Source organism: Microbispora sp. H10830, assembly GCF_014161375.1.
In the GTDB taxonomy this organism is placed as follows: Bacteria; Actinomycetota; Actinomycetes; order Streptosporangiales; family Streptosporangiaceae; genus Microbispora; species Microbispora catharanthi.
The window spans coordinates 231435-247071 of sequence record NZ_JABBWX010000003.1 but is presented as its reverse complement, the minus strand read 5'-3'; the positions used below and the strand labels follow the sequence as shown (position 1 = coordinate 247071).

At 72.6% G+C, this 15637-nt stretch carries 13 protein-coding genes; 9 read left to right on the top strand and 4 right to left on the bottom strand.

The features are described 5' to 3' along the window. The first annotated feature begins 1 nt into the window (after position 1). From HHX35_RS10410 to HHX35_RS10400, 3 genes are all read left to right on the top strand, one after another. Complete coding sequence (locus tag HHX35_RS10410; protein WP_259404988.1) at positions 2-379, top strand: YbaB/EbfC family nucleoid-associated protein; 378 nt, start codon at positions 2-4, stop codon at positions 377-379. Positions 380-516: 137 nt separating this feature from the next. Continuing rightward, the gene (locus tag HHX35_RS10405) at positions 517-1158 is read left to right on the top strand and encodes a PadR family transcriptional regulator (RefSeq protein ID WP_182898641.1); all 642 of its coding nucleotides are present in this window, start codon (positions 517-519) and stop codon (positions 1156-1158) included. Continuing rightward, positions 1145-1924 (top strand): SGNH/GDSL hydrolase family protein, encoded by a 780-nt coding sequence (locus tag HHX35_RS10400; RefSeq protein WP_182898640.1) that lies wholly within the window; start codon positions 1145-1147, stop codon positions 1922-1924. The genes HHX35_RS10405 and HHX35_RS10400 overlap by 14 nt, the downstream gene beginning before the upstream one ends. A gap of 63 nt (positions 1925-1987) precedes the next feature. Here HHX35_RS10400 and eccD read toward each other — a convergent pair whose 3' ends face one another. Then, positions 1988-3415: a type VII secretion integral membrane protein EccD gene (gene eccD, locus HHX35_RS10395; RefSeq protein WP_182898639.1), complete on the bottom strand. Its 1428-nt coding sequence runs from the start codon at positions 3413-3415 to the stop codon at positions 1988-1990. Between the two features lie 124 nt (positions 3416-3539). Between eccD and eccCa the strand changes: the two genes are divergently transcribed. From eccCa to HHX35_RS10380, 3 genes are all read left to right on the top strand, one after another. After that, entirely contained in the window at positions 3540-7520 is a 3981-nt protein-coding gene (eccCa, locus tag HHX35_RS10390) for a type VII secretion protein EccCa (protein ID WP_182898638.1), read from the top strand. Positions 7521-7540: 20 nt separating this feature from the next. Next, positions 7541-7846: a hypothetical protein gene (locus tag HHX35_RS10385; RefSeq protein ID WP_182898637.1), complete on the top strand. Its 306-nt coding sequence runs from the start codon at positions 7541-7543 to the stop codon at positions 7844-7846. Between the two features lie 183 nt (positions 7847-8029). Next, positions 8030-9157: a WXG100 family type VII secretion target gene (locus HHX35_RS10380; protein ID WP_182898636.1), complete on the top strand. Its 1128-nt coding sequence runs from the start codon at positions 8030-8032 to the stop codon at positions 9155-9157. A gap of 4 nt (positions 9158-9161) precedes the next feature. On the opposite strand, the gene HHX35_RS10375 is transcribed toward HHX35_RS10380, so the two are convergent. Then, a complete protein-coding gene (locus HHX35_RS10375; protein WP_182898635.1) occupies positions 9162-10022 on the bottom strand; it encodes an SDR family NAD(P)-dependent oxidoreductase in 861 nt (286 codons plus the stop codon). A gap of 203 nt (positions 10023-10225) precedes the next feature. On the opposite strand from HHX35_RS10375, the gene HHX35_RS10370 reads away from it, so the two are divergent. Beyond that, positions 10226-11125, top strand: a complete 900-nt coding sequence (locus tag HHX35_RS10370; RefSeq protein WP_182898634.1) for a helix-turn-helix domain-containing protein — start codon at positions 10226-10228, stop codon at positions 11123-11125. Positions 11126-11304: 179 nt separating this feature from the next. Here the strand turns inward: HHX35_RS10370 and HHX35_RS10365 are convergent, their stop codons facing one another. Beyond that, positions 11305-11886 carry a TetR/AcrR family transcriptional regulator gene (locus HHX35_RS10365; RefSeq protein WP_182898633.1) on the bottom strand — a complete coding sequence of 194 codons (582 nt, stop codon included), beginning with the start codon at positions 11884-11886 and terminating at the stop codon, positions 11305-11307. Positions 11887-11961: 75 nt separating this feature from the next. Here HHX35_RS10365 and HHX35_RS10360 point away from each other — a divergent pair, with 75 nt between their 5' ends. Together HHX35_RS10360 and HHX35_RS10355 are read left to right on the top strand one after the other, a co-directional pair. Next, positions 11962-12735 carry an oxidoreductase gene (locus tag HHX35_RS10360; RefSeq protein WP_182898632.1) on the top strand — a complete coding sequence of 258 codons (774 nt, stop codon included), beginning with the start codon at positions 11962-11964 and terminating at the stop codon, positions 12733-12735. 71 nt (positions 12736-12806) lie between these two features. After that, on the top strand, positions 12807-13175 hold the full coding sequence (locus HHX35_RS10355; protein WP_182898631.1) for a VOC family protein: 369 nt from the start codon (positions 12807-12809) through the stop codon (positions 13173-13175). A gap of 177 nt (positions 13176-13352) precedes the next feature. On the opposite strand, the gene HHX35_RS10350 is transcribed toward HHX35_RS10355, so the two are convergent. Further along, entirely contained in the window at positions 13353-15545 is a 2193-nt protein-coding gene (locus HHX35_RS10350; protein WP_182898630.1) for a serine/threonine-protein kinase, read from the bottom strand. Positions 15546-15637 lie beyond the last annotated feature (92 nt).

Here is a 15637-nt window from a genome sequence, read left to right as displayed (position 1 = left end):
GATGCGCGAGCTCCGGGCGCGCATGGAGCGGCTGACGGCCGCGGCCGCCTGGATGGACGAGCTCGCGACCGAGTGGAGCACGCGGGAGTACACCGGCAGGGCCGACGAGGGCCGGATCACGGCGACCGTCGACGCCGTCGGCACGCTTCGCGCCGTCGACATCCACCCGCTCAGCATGCGCAGGCTCGACAGCCGCGCGCTCGCCGAGGCCGTCCTGAAGGCCGTACGGCGGGCCGAGGCGGCCGCGGAGGCGGCGAAGGAGGAGATGCTGCGCGGCGGGCTGGAGGCCGCCGGGGTGCCGCACGTGGCCGCCCTCCTCGGCGACGCCCGCCGCATGTTCGACGAGCGGGCGTCGCCCGAAGGCGCCGATCGGCTCTGACCGGGAACACCGCCCCTCCTCGGCGACTCCTCACCGAATCATGGAGGGCTCGCGTGGACCCGCTTCAAGGGCCTCCTGATGCTCAATTTTCTGAATAGTCATATTCTTGACTATCAAGGAGCGGAGGGAGCGGTTCCATGGCCTTACGGCACGCCGTCCTCGCGGCGCTGCTCGACGGGGAGCTCAGCGGCTACCAGCTGGCCAAGGCGTTCGACGTCGGTGTGGCGAACTTCTGGCACGCCCTGCCCCAGCAGCTGTACGCCGAGCTGGCCAGGCTGGAGAGGGAGGGGCTGGTCGCGGGGCGGCAGGTGGTCCAGGAGACCCGGCCCACCAAGCGCCTCTTCCACGTCACGGACGCCGGGCTCACCGAGCTGGAGCGGTTCGCGGCGGCCGCGTCGAAGCCGTCGTTCATCCGCGACGACCTGCTCGTCAAGGTGCAGGCGGCCGACCACGTCGACGCCGGGCCGCTGATCCGGCAGGTCGAGGAGAGGGCCGCCATGGCCGAGGCCAAGATCGACCTGTTCCGGCGGATCCTCCGGAAGATGCGCGGCGGCCTGGGCGAGGAGGAGTTCCTCCGCACGGGCGGGCGCGTGGGGCCGTATCTGACCTGCCTGCGCGGTCTGGCCTTCGAGGAGGGCAACCGCGACTGGTGCCTGCGGACCGCGGCGATCCTGCGGGAAAGGAGCGCGGCCGGGCCGGGCGAAGGAACCGCGGCCGTGACAGGAGAGGGGACCACGCGGGCCCCCCGGAACTCGGAGGTGGCCCATGCCGAGCGGTGAGCGCCTGCGTTACGTCGCCCTCGGCGACAGCCAGACCGAAGGACTCGGCGACGGCGACCCCGCCCACCCGCGGGGCTGGGCCGACCGGCTCGCCGAGCGGCTCACGACCGTGGACCCGGAGGTCACGTACGCCAACCTGGCGGTGCGCGGGCGACTCGCCGGGGAGGTGCGAGACGAGCAGCTCGCGCCGGCCCTGGCACTGCGCCCCCATCTGGTCACGGTCGTCGCCGGCGTCAACGACCTGATCAGGCCCCGCTTCGACGCCGCCGAGGTGGCCGGGCACCTGGAGGCGATGTTCGCCGGTCTCACGGCCGCAGGGGCCCGCGTCGCGACCCTCACGTTCCCGGACGTCGGGAAGATCGCGCCGATCGCCCGGCCGCTCCGGTCGCGGGTGTTCGAACTCAACGACCGCATCCGGGCGGCGGCGGCACGGCATGGGGTCGTGGTCGCCGAGACCGCGCCCCACGCCGTCTGCACCGACCCCCGGCTGTGGAGCTCCGACCGGCTGCACGCGAGTCCGCTCGGCCACGAGCGCATCGCCGCGGCCGTGGCCCACGCGCTCGGCCTGCCCGGCAGCGACGACGGCTGGACGCTGCCCCTGCATCCCCCGGTGGATCCGGCCGGGTGGCGGATTCTGGGCGCCGAGTTGCGCTGGGCGGGCACGTTCCTCGGCCCGTGGCTGGTGCGGCGCCTCCTCGGCAGGTCGTCCGGCGACGGTCGCACCGCCAAGCGCCCCGCGCTGCTGCCCGTGCGGCCGGCCGCGTGACCTCCGGCGGGAGGCCACCGGCGACCAGCGCATTCGGGAGATGCCGTCATGCGACCCGAGGGGTCAGCCGGACAGGCCGCGCACCCAGGTGTACAGGTCGAGCACGCCCAGCGTGAGCGGGACCAGCGCGACGATCAGCAGCGCGTCGAGGATGTCGGCCGCCCGCCCCCAGAACGGCGAGGGCCTGCCCGTGGGCAGCCAGAGACCGAGGCCGAGCACGAGCAGGGCCGTCCACAGCACCCCGATCGTCACGGCCACCTCGGCGACGGCGTCGGCGCCCGTGCCCAGCGCGAACGCCAGGGCGGCGGCCCCGGCCGCGGCGGCGAGGACCATCCACAGCCGCTGGGCGACCCCCGCGAAGACCCTCGCGCGCATGGCCAGCGCCAGCGCCAGCGTCGCCGCCGTCACGCGGGCGACCCAGCCGCCGTGCTGGACGAGCAGCAGCTCCCCCGCGACACCGGCGAGCGCGATCGCGATGACCATGCCGGTGGCGTACCGGTGGGCCTGCGCGGTCCGCTGGAGCACCAGCGGGCCGTCGATCCGCTGGTTGTCGCTGCGCAGCTCCTCGGCGCTGGTGGGCAGCGGCGGCAGCGGCACCCTGGCCATCCGGAACGACAGCGTGGGGATGAGCGGGCTCAGCGCCAGCAGTGCCGTCGCGACCACGGCCGCCGCCCCGGCGCCCGATCCCCCGAACACCATCACGCACCCGGCTCCGACGGCCCCCGCGACGGACGCGACCGCGACGCCGAGGAAGCCCGCCACGCCGTCGGCGATCAGCACACCGCCGACGGTCGCCACCAGCGCGGTGTACGCGAGCCCGGCCAGCAGGTTGGGCGCCCCGAGGACCAGCACGGCGCCCGACGCGCCGGGCGTGAACAGCCCGGCGAGGAAGCCGTGCGGCAGGGCCGCGTAGCCGACGAGGGCGCCGGCGGTGGGCCGGCCGACGGCCCTGGACACCACGGCCCCGGCGGCGAGGAGCAGCACCGCGACGGCTCCGGCCACTCCGGCGGTGAGCCGCGGCGGGGCCGCCGCCAGCGCGAGGACGACGGCGCCGAGCGCGAGCAGCCCGGCGGCCACGCCCATGCCGAGCAGCCTCGTGTGCCGCGGCTCCCACCTGCCGCCGCCTTCCTTGGTCCCGGTGGCGACGACGTCGGCCACGTCGTCGTACACCGCGGGCGGCAGCACCGCGTCGCGCGGGCGCAGGTAGAGGACCTCCCCGTCCAGGACGCCCAGCGCGCCCAGGCTCTGGCCGAGGTCGAGCGGCGGGCCGCCGAGGCGCTGGAGCACCCAGCCGGGGGCCGCGGCCGCGTCGCCTCCCGCCTCGCCTACCGCCCGGAGCAGTCCGGGCATGACGTGCGGCAACGGGATGTCCGACGGCAGCGCGAGGTCCGCCTTCCTGCGCGGGGCGACCACGGTGACGTGGCACAGGGGTGGCAGCGGCACGGTCGCCTGCGGCAACGCGCCCTGCTGAACCGGGCCATGTTGAACCATGCCCTGCTGGACGACACCCTGCTGGATGTGAAGGGGGGCCGGCGATGACACAGCGGGAATCCTCTCCCGAAGATCTCTCTGACAGCCCGAAAATATCGGCAAACCTGGTAGAAAAGTCAGTCAGATGAGCATTGTCGTGGTCTCGCGTCCCGAACGCCGCCCGGGCCCCAAACCACCCCGTGGCGAGATCCTCCTGGAATCCCCACCGGAGATTCCCGAGGTCCAGCCGCAGGGTCTGATGTCCATGCTCACGTACGTGCCGATGCTGGCCGGCGGCGCCGCGATGGCGCTGATGTTCACGGCGGGCGGCAACGGCAACCCCCTCATGTACGTGGCCAGCGGGCTGTTCGCCGTCTCCATGGTCGGCATGAGCGTCGGCCAGCTCGGACGCAACGCCGGTGAGCGCAGGAACCGGCTCAACGGGCTGCGCCGCGACTACTTCCGCTACCTGGGCCAGATTCGCAGGAAGGTCCGCAGGGCCGCCGTGCAGCAGCGGGAGGCGCTGGAGTGGAGCGGGCCGCCGCCCGACTCGCTGTGGTGGATCGCGATGGGACCGCGCCTGTGGGAGCGCAGGCCGCGCGACGACGACTTCGCGACCGTACGGCTCGGCACCGGCGTGCAGAAGCTGGCCATCCAGCTCGTCCCGCCGGACACCAAGCCGGTGGAGGACCTCGACGCCCTGTCGGCCGGAGCGCTGCGCCGGTTCGTCCGGGCGCACGCCACGGTGTCGGAGCTGCCCGTCGCGGTCGCCCTGCACTCCTTCGCCCGCATCCACCTCACCGGCGACCCCACCGCGATGCGCGAGCTGGTTCGGGCCGTGATCGCGCAGCTCGTCGTCTTCCACTCCCCCGACGACATGCGGATCATGATCTGCGCGAGCAAGGAGTGGATGCCCCACTGGGAGTGGGTGAAGTGGCTGCCGCACGCCCTGCACCCCGAGCAGGCCGACGCCGCGGGCCAGGTCAGGCTCATGGCGGAGAACCTCGCCCACCTCGACGCGCTGGTCGGGGAGGAGCTCAGGGAGCGGGCCAGGTTCCGGCCCGGCGCCTCCGCCGACGCCCTGCCGTACCACGTGGTGATCGTGGACGGCGGGCACGTGCCGCACGACAGCCAGCTCGGCTCCGACGCCATCCAGGGCGTGACCGTGATCGACCTGTCCGGCGTGACCGGGCCGGCCCCCGAGGCGATCACGCTCCGGCTGGACGTCCAGCCCGACGGCTTCCACATGGTCAAGATCGACCACGCGGGACGGCGGTCGAGCAACCGGCTCGGCGACCCCGACAGCCTCGGCCATGCCCAGGCGGAGGGGCTGGCCCGGCAGCTCGCGCCGCTGCGCGCCTCCGCCGGCGCCCAGGGCGAGGCGCAGGACGTGCTCGGCGTCAACACCTCGCTCACCGACCTGCTCGGCGTGGGCGACCCCGTCCATCTCGATCCCGCGGTGATCTGGCAGCCCCGCGCCGGACGCAACCGGCTGCGGGTGCCGATCGGCCTGGGCGCGGACGGACGGGTGGTCGAGCTCGACATCAAGGAGTCGGCGCAGGGCGGCATGGGGCCGCACGGCCTGGTCATCGGGGCGACCGGCTCCGGCAAGAGCGAGCTGCTGCGCACGCTGGTGCTCGGTCTGGCCATCACGCACTCCTCCGAGATCCTGAACTTCGTGCTGGTCGACTTCAAGGGCGGCGCCACGTTCCTCGGCCTGGAGTCCCTCTCCCACGTGTCGGCGGTCATCACCAACCTGGAGGACGAGCTGCCGCTCGTCGACCGCATGCACGACGCGCTGCACGGCGAGATGGTGCGCCGCCAGGAGCTGCTGCGCGCCGCGGGCAACTACGCCTCGCTGCGCGACTACGAGCGGGCCAGGGAGCAGGGCGCGGATCTCAAGCCGATGCCGACCCTGTTCGTCGTGATCGACGAGTTCAGCGAGCTGCTCACCGCCAAGCCCGAGTTCATCGACCTGTTCGTGATGATCGGGCGGCTCGGCCGCTCGCTCGGCGTGCACCTCCTGCTGGCCTCCCAGCGCCTGGAGGAGGGCCGGCTGCGGGGTCTCGACACCCACCTGTCGTACCGGATCGGCCTGCGCACGTTCTCGGCCATGGAGAGCCGGGTCGTGCTCGGCGTCGCCGACGCCTACGAGCTGCCGCCGGCGCCGGGCAACGGCTACCTGAAGTACGACACCACGGGGATGACCCGGTTCAAGGCGGCCTACGTGTCCGGGCCCCACCACGCCGACCCCGCGCGGTCCGCGCCCGGCGAGGCCGGCCGCCCGGTGCGCGACGTGGTGGAGTACGGCACCGCCTTCGCGCCCGTGGAGGTGACAGAGACGCCCAGGGAGCTGGCGCCCGCGGAGGAGCCCGGCGGCTCGCGGCACAGCCTGCTCGACGTCGTGGTCGGCCGGCTCACCGGCCACGGCCCGCCGGCGCACCGGATCTGGCTGCCCCCGCTGGCCGAGCCGCCGACGCTGGCCCACCTGCTGCCGCCGCTGTCCGTCACCCCCGAACTCGGCCTCACCACCGCGAGCTGGGGCGGCCGGGGGATGCTCCACGCGGTCGTCGGCATCGTCGACCGGCCGTTCGAGCAGCGCCGCGACCCCTACTGGCTGGACCTGTCGGGAGGCGCGGGCCACGTCGGCGTCGCGGGCGGCACGCAGAGCGGCAAGAGCACGGTGCTGCGGACGCTGATCACGAGCATGGCCCTCATGCACACGCCGCGCGAGGTGCAGTTCTACTGCCTGGACTTCGGCGGCGGCTCCCTGGCCTCGCTGGAGGCGCTGCCGCACGTGGGCGGCGTCGCGAGCCGCCTCGACGCCGACCGCGTCCGCCGTACGGTCGCCGAGATCTCCACGATCCTCGAGCGGCGTGAGGCGGACTTCGCCGAGCACGGCATCGAGTCCGTCGCGGCCTACCGGCGGATGCGGGCCGAGTCCGGCCGCGACGGCGACGGCTGGGGCGACGTGTTCCTGGTGGTGGACGGCTGGCTGACGCTCAGGCAGGAGTTCGAGTCGCTCGAACCCGTCGTCACCGACATCGCCGCCCGTGGCCTCGGATACGGCATCCACGTGGTGGCGGCCACCAACAAGTGGTCGGAGTTCCGGGCGAGCATCCGCGACCTGTTCGGCACCAGGGTCGAGCTCAAGCTCGGCGACGCCTACGAGTCCGAGGTGAACAGGAAGGCGTCGCTGGCGGTCCCCGAGGGCATGCCGGGACGCGGCCTCACCAAGGAGGGGTTGCACTTCCTGTCCGCGCTGCCGCGCATCGACGGCGTGCAGAGCTCCGAGGACCTCGCCGCGGGCGTCCGCGGGCTGGTGCACGCGGTCAGGGACGCCTGGCAGGGGCCGCCCGCGCCGGCGATCCGGCTGCTGCCGCCGGTGCTGCCCGCGGCCTCGCTGCCCGGCCTCGACGAGACGGGACCGAAGATTCCGATCGGCATCGACGAGGCGACGCTCTCGAACGTGCTGCTCGACTTCGACGCCGACCCGCACTTCGTCGTCCTGGGCGACACCGAGAGCGGCAAGTCGAACCTGCTGCGGCTCGTCGCCGAGGGGCTGGTGGCCAGGCGGCAGCCGCACGAGGCGATGATGATCGTCATCGACTACCGCAGGTCGCTGCTCGACTCGGCCGCGACCGCCCACCGCATCGGCTACGCGGCGTCGAGCACCGCCGCCCAGGAGCTGATCAACAACGTGCGCGGGGCCCTGCTCAAGCGGCTGCCTCCGGCGGACCTCACGCCCGAGCAACTGCGGGACAGGAGCTGGTGGCAGGGTTCGGACGTCTACATCGTCGTGGACGACTACGACCTGGTCGCCACCTCGTCCAACCCGCTGCTGCCTCTGGTGGACCTGTTGCCGCAGGCGCGGGACATCGGGCTGCACCTGGTCCTGTCGCGCCAGATGGGCGGCGCCGGCCGGGCCATGTACGACCCGGTCATCCAGAAGCTGAAGGACATGGCCAGCCCCGCCGTCATCCTGTCCGGCAACAAGGACGAGGGCTACCTGTTCGGCAACGTCCGGGCGCATCCGCTGCCACCCGGCCGGGGCTACCACGTCGACAGGAGGTTCGGCGCGCGGCTCGCCCAGACCGCGTTCCTGCCTCCTCCCGGGGAAGAGTGACAGGCGGAGAGGAGCGGTACGTGGCCGGTTTCGACATCCACTTCCAAGCGCTCGAAAGCTGCCGTACGGCGGTGAGCAAGGCCTGGGGCCAGTACGAGAGCCTGCACGGCGGCCTGCCCGAGACGCCCGGCACCCGGGCGGCCGCCTTCGGGCACGTGGACGGCGCGGCGACGCTGGCGGCGGCCGTCGACACGGCCTACGCCGCGCTGACCGCGGAAGCGGCCGACGCGAGGACCAAGCTGAAGGGCGTGGAGCGGGCGCTGGAGAGCGTGCAGGACAACGTCAGGACGGCCCACAAGGCCACGTCCACCTCGATGCAGGTATGAGCGAGCGGAGCGAGCGAATCGGTAAGCACAGTGCGTTTCGCTCATGCGACCCCGAGCCGCCAGGCGAGGGGGTGGCATGAGCGAGCGGAGCGAGCGAATCGGTAAGCACAGTGCGTTTCGCTGCTGGGTTACCTGCGCGCCTCCGGCACGACGACACCCCGAGCCGCCAGGCGAGGGGGTGGCATGAGCGGCGTCGCTGACCTGCCGGGTGGCGCCGAGCTGGCCGCCATGGCGCAGAAGGTGAGCGGCGATCCCGGCGACATCCGCGACATCGCCGGGAAGTGGCGCGGCGCGGCGCGCGACGCGCAGGACTACGTAGGCGGCGTGGGCCGGGCCGTGCGCACCGTGGACGCCGCGTGGCAGGGCCGCTCCGCCGATGCCTTCGTCGGGTACATGAACAAATACGGCAAGGCGGCCGACGGCCTCCACGACGCCCTGGTCGCGTGCGCGGGCGCGCTGGAGAAGGTCGCCACCGCGCTGGAGAGCGCCAAGTCGAAGATCGACGGCATCTGCGCCGACGTGGTCGCCGAGGCGGCGGCCTACCGGGGCCGAAACCAGGATGCCACGGACAAGGAGCTCGAGAACGGGCTGCGGGGCATCGTCTCCCGGGGCGTCGAGGACGCCCGGCCGCACCTGGAGCAGGTGACCACGGCCGTCGGCGACGCCACGAAGACGCTGGGCTCCCACCTGGGCGCCGACTACCGCGACGGCGCGCTCACCTTCGCCAAGATCCCGGACCCGGGCAAGCAGGAGTTCGTGCCCCGGCACGGGCACACGGTCGACTGGCGGCGCACCCCCGGCTACACGGGGGCCCCCGGTGACGCGGCGCACCCGACGTACGCCTCGTACGGCCGGACCGGCCTGAGCGGCGTGAGCGGCTCGGGCGGGAGCGGCGGCTTCGGCGGCTACGGCCCGAGCGGCCCGCCGCCGGCCGGCGGCGGGCCCGCACCCACTGGCCAGGTCAAGGAGTGGATCGAGCAGGCCATCGAGATCCTCACGGCCCAGGGCTACCCCGCCGGGAAGATGAACCGGGACGACATCTGGATGATCATCCGGCACGAGTCGGGCGGGAACCCGCACGCGATCAACAACTGGGACTCGAACGCGGCCGCGGGAACCCCCTCGAAGGGGCTGATGCAGACCATCGACCCCACGTTCGACCGCTGGTCCCTGCCGGGGCACAAGGACATCTGGAACCCGGTGGACAACATCATCGCGGGCGTCCGCTATGCCGTCGCGCGCTACGGCTCGGTCTCGGCCGTCCCCGGTGTGGTGGGCATGAAGACCGGCAGCGGATACCGCGGATACTGATCGTTCAGGCGGCGGGGAAGTCGGTGGCGGGCGCGCTGAGCGCGGTGGCCTCGACGTTCGCCCGCAGGGCCTCGACCTTGGCCGCGGCGTAGGAGTGGGCGTCCGAGCCGAGGAGCTGCCGCAGCGGGCCCTCCCCGGCCAGGACCCGGCCGATGATCGCCCCGGCGCCCTTGACCGGGTCGCCGAGCTGGCTGCCCTGGAGTTCGATGTGGTCGAGGGTCATCTCACGGATGGCCGGATAGTGCGCGGTCGTCTCGGCGGGCAGGGCGAGCGAGTCCTCGGTGAGGAACTCCGTCCGGAAGTAGCCGGGCTCGACGATGGTGACCGTGACGCCGAAGTCCGCCACCTCGGCGGCGAGGGCCTCGCTCAGCCCTTCCAGTGCGAACTTGCCCGCGCAGTAGAGAGCCCAGCCCGGGACGGCGGTCAGGCCCAGGATCGAGGACACGTTGACGATGTGGCCGCCGCGTCGCTCGCGGAGGATGGGCAGGGCGGCGCGCAGCACGTTCCACACGCCCACGACCTGGACGTCGAGCATGTCGCGGACCTCGCGGTCGCCGGTCTCCTCCACCGCGGCCAGGAAGCCGTAGCCGGCGTTGTTGACGACGACGTCCAGGCCTCCCCAGCGCTCGGTGGTCTCCCCCACGGCCCGCCTGACCGCCGCCTCGTCGCGGAGGTCGACCGTGAGCGGGAGAAGGCGCGACGGGTCGATCCCGTCGCCGAGCGCGGCGAGCAGCCGCTCGGACGACCGTGTCGTGGCGGCCACGCGGTCACCACGCGCCAGCAGCTGCTTGACCAGTTCGAGGCCCAGGCCGCGGGAGGTGCCGGTCACGAACCAGACGGCCGGTCGATCTGTCGGAAAGCTCATGATCATCCCCTGCTTGTCGAATGCTCTGCTTGTCGGATGTGGCCGTGGCGCCGGCCGGGGAGCCCCGCGACCGGCACGGCACCAGCCTGGTTCGGCACGACCCTCTGTGGGGGGCCATATCGCGCCCTGCGCGACCGCGCACTGTGCGACCTAGGACGCACAGGACCAGTCAGGATCGGACGGCAGGAGAGAGACTGGGTCTCGTGGCCGAGACCAACCGTGAACTCGCTGACTTCCTGAGACGGGCCCGGAGCCAGGTCGATCCGTCACGGGCCGGCCTGCCCCCGGACGGCCGCGTACGGCGGGTCCCGGGCCTGCGCCGCGAGGAGGTCGCCCTCCTGGCCGGAGTCTCGACCGACTACTACGCCCGCCTCGAACAGGGCCGGCGCATCACCCCGTCACCGGCGGTCGTCGAGGCCATCGGCCGGGCCCTCGGGCTCGACGACGCGGGACGCGCGCATCTGCACGACCTCATCGGAATCACCGCGGCACCCGTACGGCGACGGGCCCGCGGTGTCCAGCGCGTGCGGCCCGGGCTCTACCAGCTCGTCGACGCCCTCGACGGCGAGCCCGCCCTCGTCCTCGGCCGCCGCACCGACGTCCTCGCCGCCAACCAGATGGCGAAAGCGCTGTTCACCGACTTCGAACGGCTGCCGCCCCGGCACCGCAACTACGCGCGGTGGATGTTCCTCGACGACGACGCCCGATCGCTGTTCGTCGACTGGGAGGTCCAGGCGCGGGCCGCGGTCGAGAGCCTGCGGCTCGACGCCGGCCGCGACCCGGACGACCAGGCCACCGCCGCCCTCATCGCCGACCTGCGCGAGCACAGCCGCGAGTTCGCCCACTGGTGGGACCAGCACCGCGTCCACCAGCGCACTCACGGCTCGAAGCGGCTGCGTCACCCTCTCGTCGGTGAACTGACCGTCGACTACGAGACGCTCTCCCTGCCCGGAGACCCGGATATGACGCTCTTCGTCTACACCGCAGAAGCCGGCTCATCCTCGAAACGCGCCCTTGACCTTCTCGCGAGCTGGACCCTCTCCGACCCGGGCGGCGATGCGGTCTCCCCGGGCGACCAGCGGGAAGATGGCCGGCGAGTATGACCGTTCCCGGCCTCACCCCGTTCAACGAGCCTCAGGGGCCCCAGTAGCAATCGCGGAAAGGCGACAACCTGGCCTGGAAGGAGTCGTCGCAACGCTACGTGCCTGGGCCAGAGTGGGTGATCGTCGAAGGCTCCGGGGCTGGTGCCGAACCACGCCGACTTCACGGAACCCCGAGCATGTCAGGCCCTCGTGATGTCGGCGCGGCATCGCAGGCCGTCGAAGAGGAGTGCGGTTATCCGTGCGGCGTCCTCACGCCAGCCTTCCGTGGCGCGCAGGTTGCAGACGCCTCCCATAGCGCGCAGGAGAGTCTTGCCGTCGACGTCGGCACGGATCGTGCCTGCCCCGGAGCCTGCGGCGAGCAAGCGGTCGAGACAGGCGGCCATCTGTGCGCGCGCGTCGACGAAGACCGGCGAGTCTGTCGCCATGATGCTCGCAAGCGCGGCGGCCATTCCTTTGCCGATCGCAGCATGCTCCACGAGCAGGAGCAGGAATTGCCGCAGGGCCTCGTCCGGGGCGTGCTGTTCCAGGAGTGCCGGTGGCGCGGCGCACAGTTCGGCGACCTCTTGCCGATAGACCTCCTCGACGAGGGCCTCACGCGTTTCGAAGTGACGGTACAGCGTGCCCACAGCGACGCCGGCCCGCCGGGCGATGTCCTCGACGTGCGCGTCGGCCTCGCCGGCGAGGAATGCATCGCGTGCCGCGGCGAGGAGGGCGTCCCGGTTGCGCCGGGCGTCGGCACGCAGCGGTCGTGACGATGGCAACAGGTGCTCCTTAAGGTGAACCGGGTTCAGTATAGTTTCCGGAGTCCGGTTCACCTTACTTAAGGAGCAGTAGTCATGGCAGTACCAGAAGAGGGTCTCCGCGGCTTGCGCGTGCTGGTCACCGGCGGAAGCCGCGGCCTGGGGGCGGCCACCGCGCGCCGTTTCGCCGATGCCGGCGCGAAGGTGCTGACCGCCTCACGCAGCGCGCCCCCGGAAGGCTTCCCGGCGACGTTCATCCCCGCGGATCTTGCGACCGAGCAGGGCGTGGCGGTACTCGGCCGACGAGTGATCGACGCTGTCGGCGGGGTGGATGTGCTGGTCAACAACGCGGGCGCGACGACCGGCGCGGTGCCGACGCTGCGGCGTTCCGACGAATCCTGGCGCTCCGAACTCGACATGAATCTGCTCAGCGCGGTGCGCCTGGACCGGGTACTGGTGCCGGGGATGGTGGAGCGGGGCTCCGGCGTGGTCGTGCATGTCTCGTCGATTGCCAGCCGGGTGCCGCAGCCGTCCGAGGCGCCGTACGCGGCGGCGAAGGCGGCCCTCAACGTCTACAGCCGTGAGCTGGCCACCGCCGTGGGCAAGCACGGCGTGCGCGTGGTGTGCGTCCTGCCGGGTTTCGTCGTCACGGAGGGGTCGACGGAGCACCTACAGAGAATCGCGGACACCCAGGGCACCGGGCTGGAGGAGGTCAAACAGCAGATTGTGGACCATTTGAACGTGCCGATGGGGCGGCCGGGCGAGCCCGAGGACGTCGCGGAGATGATCGCCTTCCTCGCTTCACCGCGCGCGAAGTGGCTCACCGGTGCCGAATTCCGGGTCGACGGAGGCATCATCCCGGCGGTGTGACCGATCACTGCCGGCAGTCCTCGAGGCCCACCCCCGCCTCGTACGACCACGAATCTCGAAGTGAGGACGTCATGAAATTCACCCTGAGTGCGGTGCTCCTGGAGGCTGCCGAGCTGGAGCCCGAGAGTGCCTTCTGGCATCAGTTGCTGGGCGGCGCCATCACCCGGACGCGGACTCATCATTTTCTCCGGATCGACGGGTTTCCGGCGTTCGTGATCCAGCTGGCTCCAGAGCATCTTCCACCGCAGTGGCCCGGCGGCCGTTCACAGCAGATGCACGTCGATCTGGCGGTCGACGATCTGGAGGCCGCGGACCATCTGGCGGTCTCTGCCGGGGCCCGTCGTCTCAGCCCCGAAAGCGACGATGCTGTTTCACCGGCCACAGGCTCCCGGGTCTACGCCAGCCCCGCCGGGCACCCCTTCTGTCTCCGCGCCGGATGAGACGGCATGACCGCCTCCGGCACTGGCATCTGCCACTCGTGGTGCCGGGTCTCGTGACCGTCGTCATCGACGCCCTGGACGGCTGGATCTCAGGCGGAGCGCAGACGGAAGGCCGGGCGGGTGCCCGCCCGGCCTTCCTGAATCCGGACCTGGCGGTCCGGCCTTCCTGTGGATCGGTCAGCCGCAGTTGCCCCAGTCAGAGCTGGCGCCGGCCGAGCCGACGCGGCCGGAGTACCTGACGCACTTGCCCTTGGCCTGCAGCTTCACCGGGCCGGCGTAGTACTCGTAGTTACCGCTGTCGGTCTTCATGCCGCCGCCCTGGACCTCCAGGGTCGCGGAGACGGGCGTCGCCTTGCCGACGTCGGCCGTCTTGATGGTGACGACGCAGTTCTCCCCCGTGCTCGCGTTGTACAGCTGATAGACGGTGCCTGCCGCCAGAGGGCTGCTGTGCTGCACGTAGAAGCCCGACCCGCAGACCTGTGCCGGGCTGTAGGGGTTCCTCGCCGGAGCGGCGGTGCTGGTCGGCTTCGGCGCCGCGGTCGTCGGCTTGGCCGTGACCGTGGGCCTCAGCGTGACCGTCGGCTTCGGCGTGACCGTCGGCTTCGGCGTAGCGGTCGGCTTCGGCGGAGTCGTCGTCCTGGTGATCGTCGGGCGGGGCGTCGCCGTCCTGGTGATCGTCGGGCGGGTCGTCGCGGTACGGGTCGGCGCAGCCGTCGGGGTCCGCGACGGCTCCGGCGTGGGCGGCGCCTGGGTGGTCGGCACCGGCGAGAGCGTGGGGCTCGGCCGGGCGGGCACCGTGGGCTCCTGGCTCGGCACCGTCTCCTGCGTCTCCGTGGCCACCGGGCTCGGCGACTGTGTGGGCGGGGGCTCGGGAGACGGCTCCGTCGGCACCGGGCTCGCCGTGGGGCTGGGCGTCGCGGTGACCGTGGCGGTGGTCGTCACATGCGCCGTCGGCTGCGTCCGGCCGGTGGGCTGCGCCGGCGGCGGAACCACCGGCTGCGTCGGCACCGGCACGATCGGGCCGGGCGTCGGGACCGAGGTGAGCTCCGGCGTCACCGGAGCGTCCGTCGGCCACTCGCTCGGCAGCACCAGCGGCTGCACCGGCGAGTCGGGATCGTCGGACGTCAGCGCCCACGGCACCGTCACCTGCGGCGCCGGCGTCGGGGCCTGCCCGCCGCCTCCGGTCGCGCCTCCCGTGGTCCCGCCACCCACGTCCCCGCCGCCCGCGATCACACGCCCACCGGTCCCGTGCTGGCCCGCGGCGCGCTCCGCGGCGGCCGGCGACAGCTGGACCTCGGCGTAGTGGCCGGCGCCCCACAGACCCACTCCGGAGAGCAGGACCACGGCGCCGACCGCCGCCGCGAGGCCGACGGGGAACGGCCTGCGCTTGGCCGTCTCGACCTGGCCCTGGGTGGTCGGCGGCCCCCACGTCTGCTGCCGGGGCTGCTCCTGCGGCATGGCGGGCGGCTGCCAGGTTGAGGTGGGCGGCTCCTGGGGCACGGGCGCGGGACCCCACGTCTGCTGCGGGACCGGCGGAACGGGGACTCCCCCGACCGGCGGCTGCGACGGCTGCGCGGGCAGCGCCACCGTCGCGCCGGGACCCGCCGCCGGTTGCGCCCCGGCGGCGGCGCCGCCGAGCAGTTGCAGCATCGCGGTGTAGGCGGTCGGCCGCTGCCCCGGCTCCTTGGCCAGCGCGGGCAGCACGACCTGGCGCAGCCGCTCCTCGAGTCCGCCGAGGTCGGGCTGCGCGTTCAGCACCGCCTGCGGCTCCTGCGGGAACGGCGGACGCCCGGTCGCGGCGAAGACCACCGTGGCGGCCCAGGCGAACATGTCCGCGTACGCGTCGTACCGCTCGCCCCTGATCTGCTCCGGAGCCCGGTACGCCGGCTCTCCCGACGGGGGCCCGACGGCGACGTCGGTCAGCTTGACGCCGTCGTCCGCGACGATGACGTTGTGCGGGGTGAGCGAGCCGTGCGCGAGGTCGGCGAGGTGCACGGCGGTCAGCGCGGTGAGCACGCCCACCGCGACCCGTTCGAGCGCCTCCCCCGAGAGCGGGCCCTCGGCCGCCACGGCGGCGGCCAGGCTGCGCCCCTCGACGTGTTCTCTGACGACATACGGTCGATCACCGAACAGGCCCGCCGTGATCGTGCGGGCCACATATGAGCTGGACACTCGCGTGGCCACAGTGAGCCGGTCGAGGACGGCCTGCCCCGAACCCGGCTCAGCGGCCAAGAGCTTGATCACCCGCACAGGGGCGTCGTCGCCGGTCTCCTTGCCGACATAGACGTCGCCGCGGGGCCCCTCGTCCAGCCGTCCCAGGATGGCGTACTCGCCTATCTGCTCGGGATCACCCGGCCGTAAAGGGTGCATCTCAGTCCTTTCTGGAAGTGACCTGATCAGGATCATTCAACCAAGAGGACACGGCACAAAGCAGCTGTTTCCGGCAGGCCAAAACATTTAAC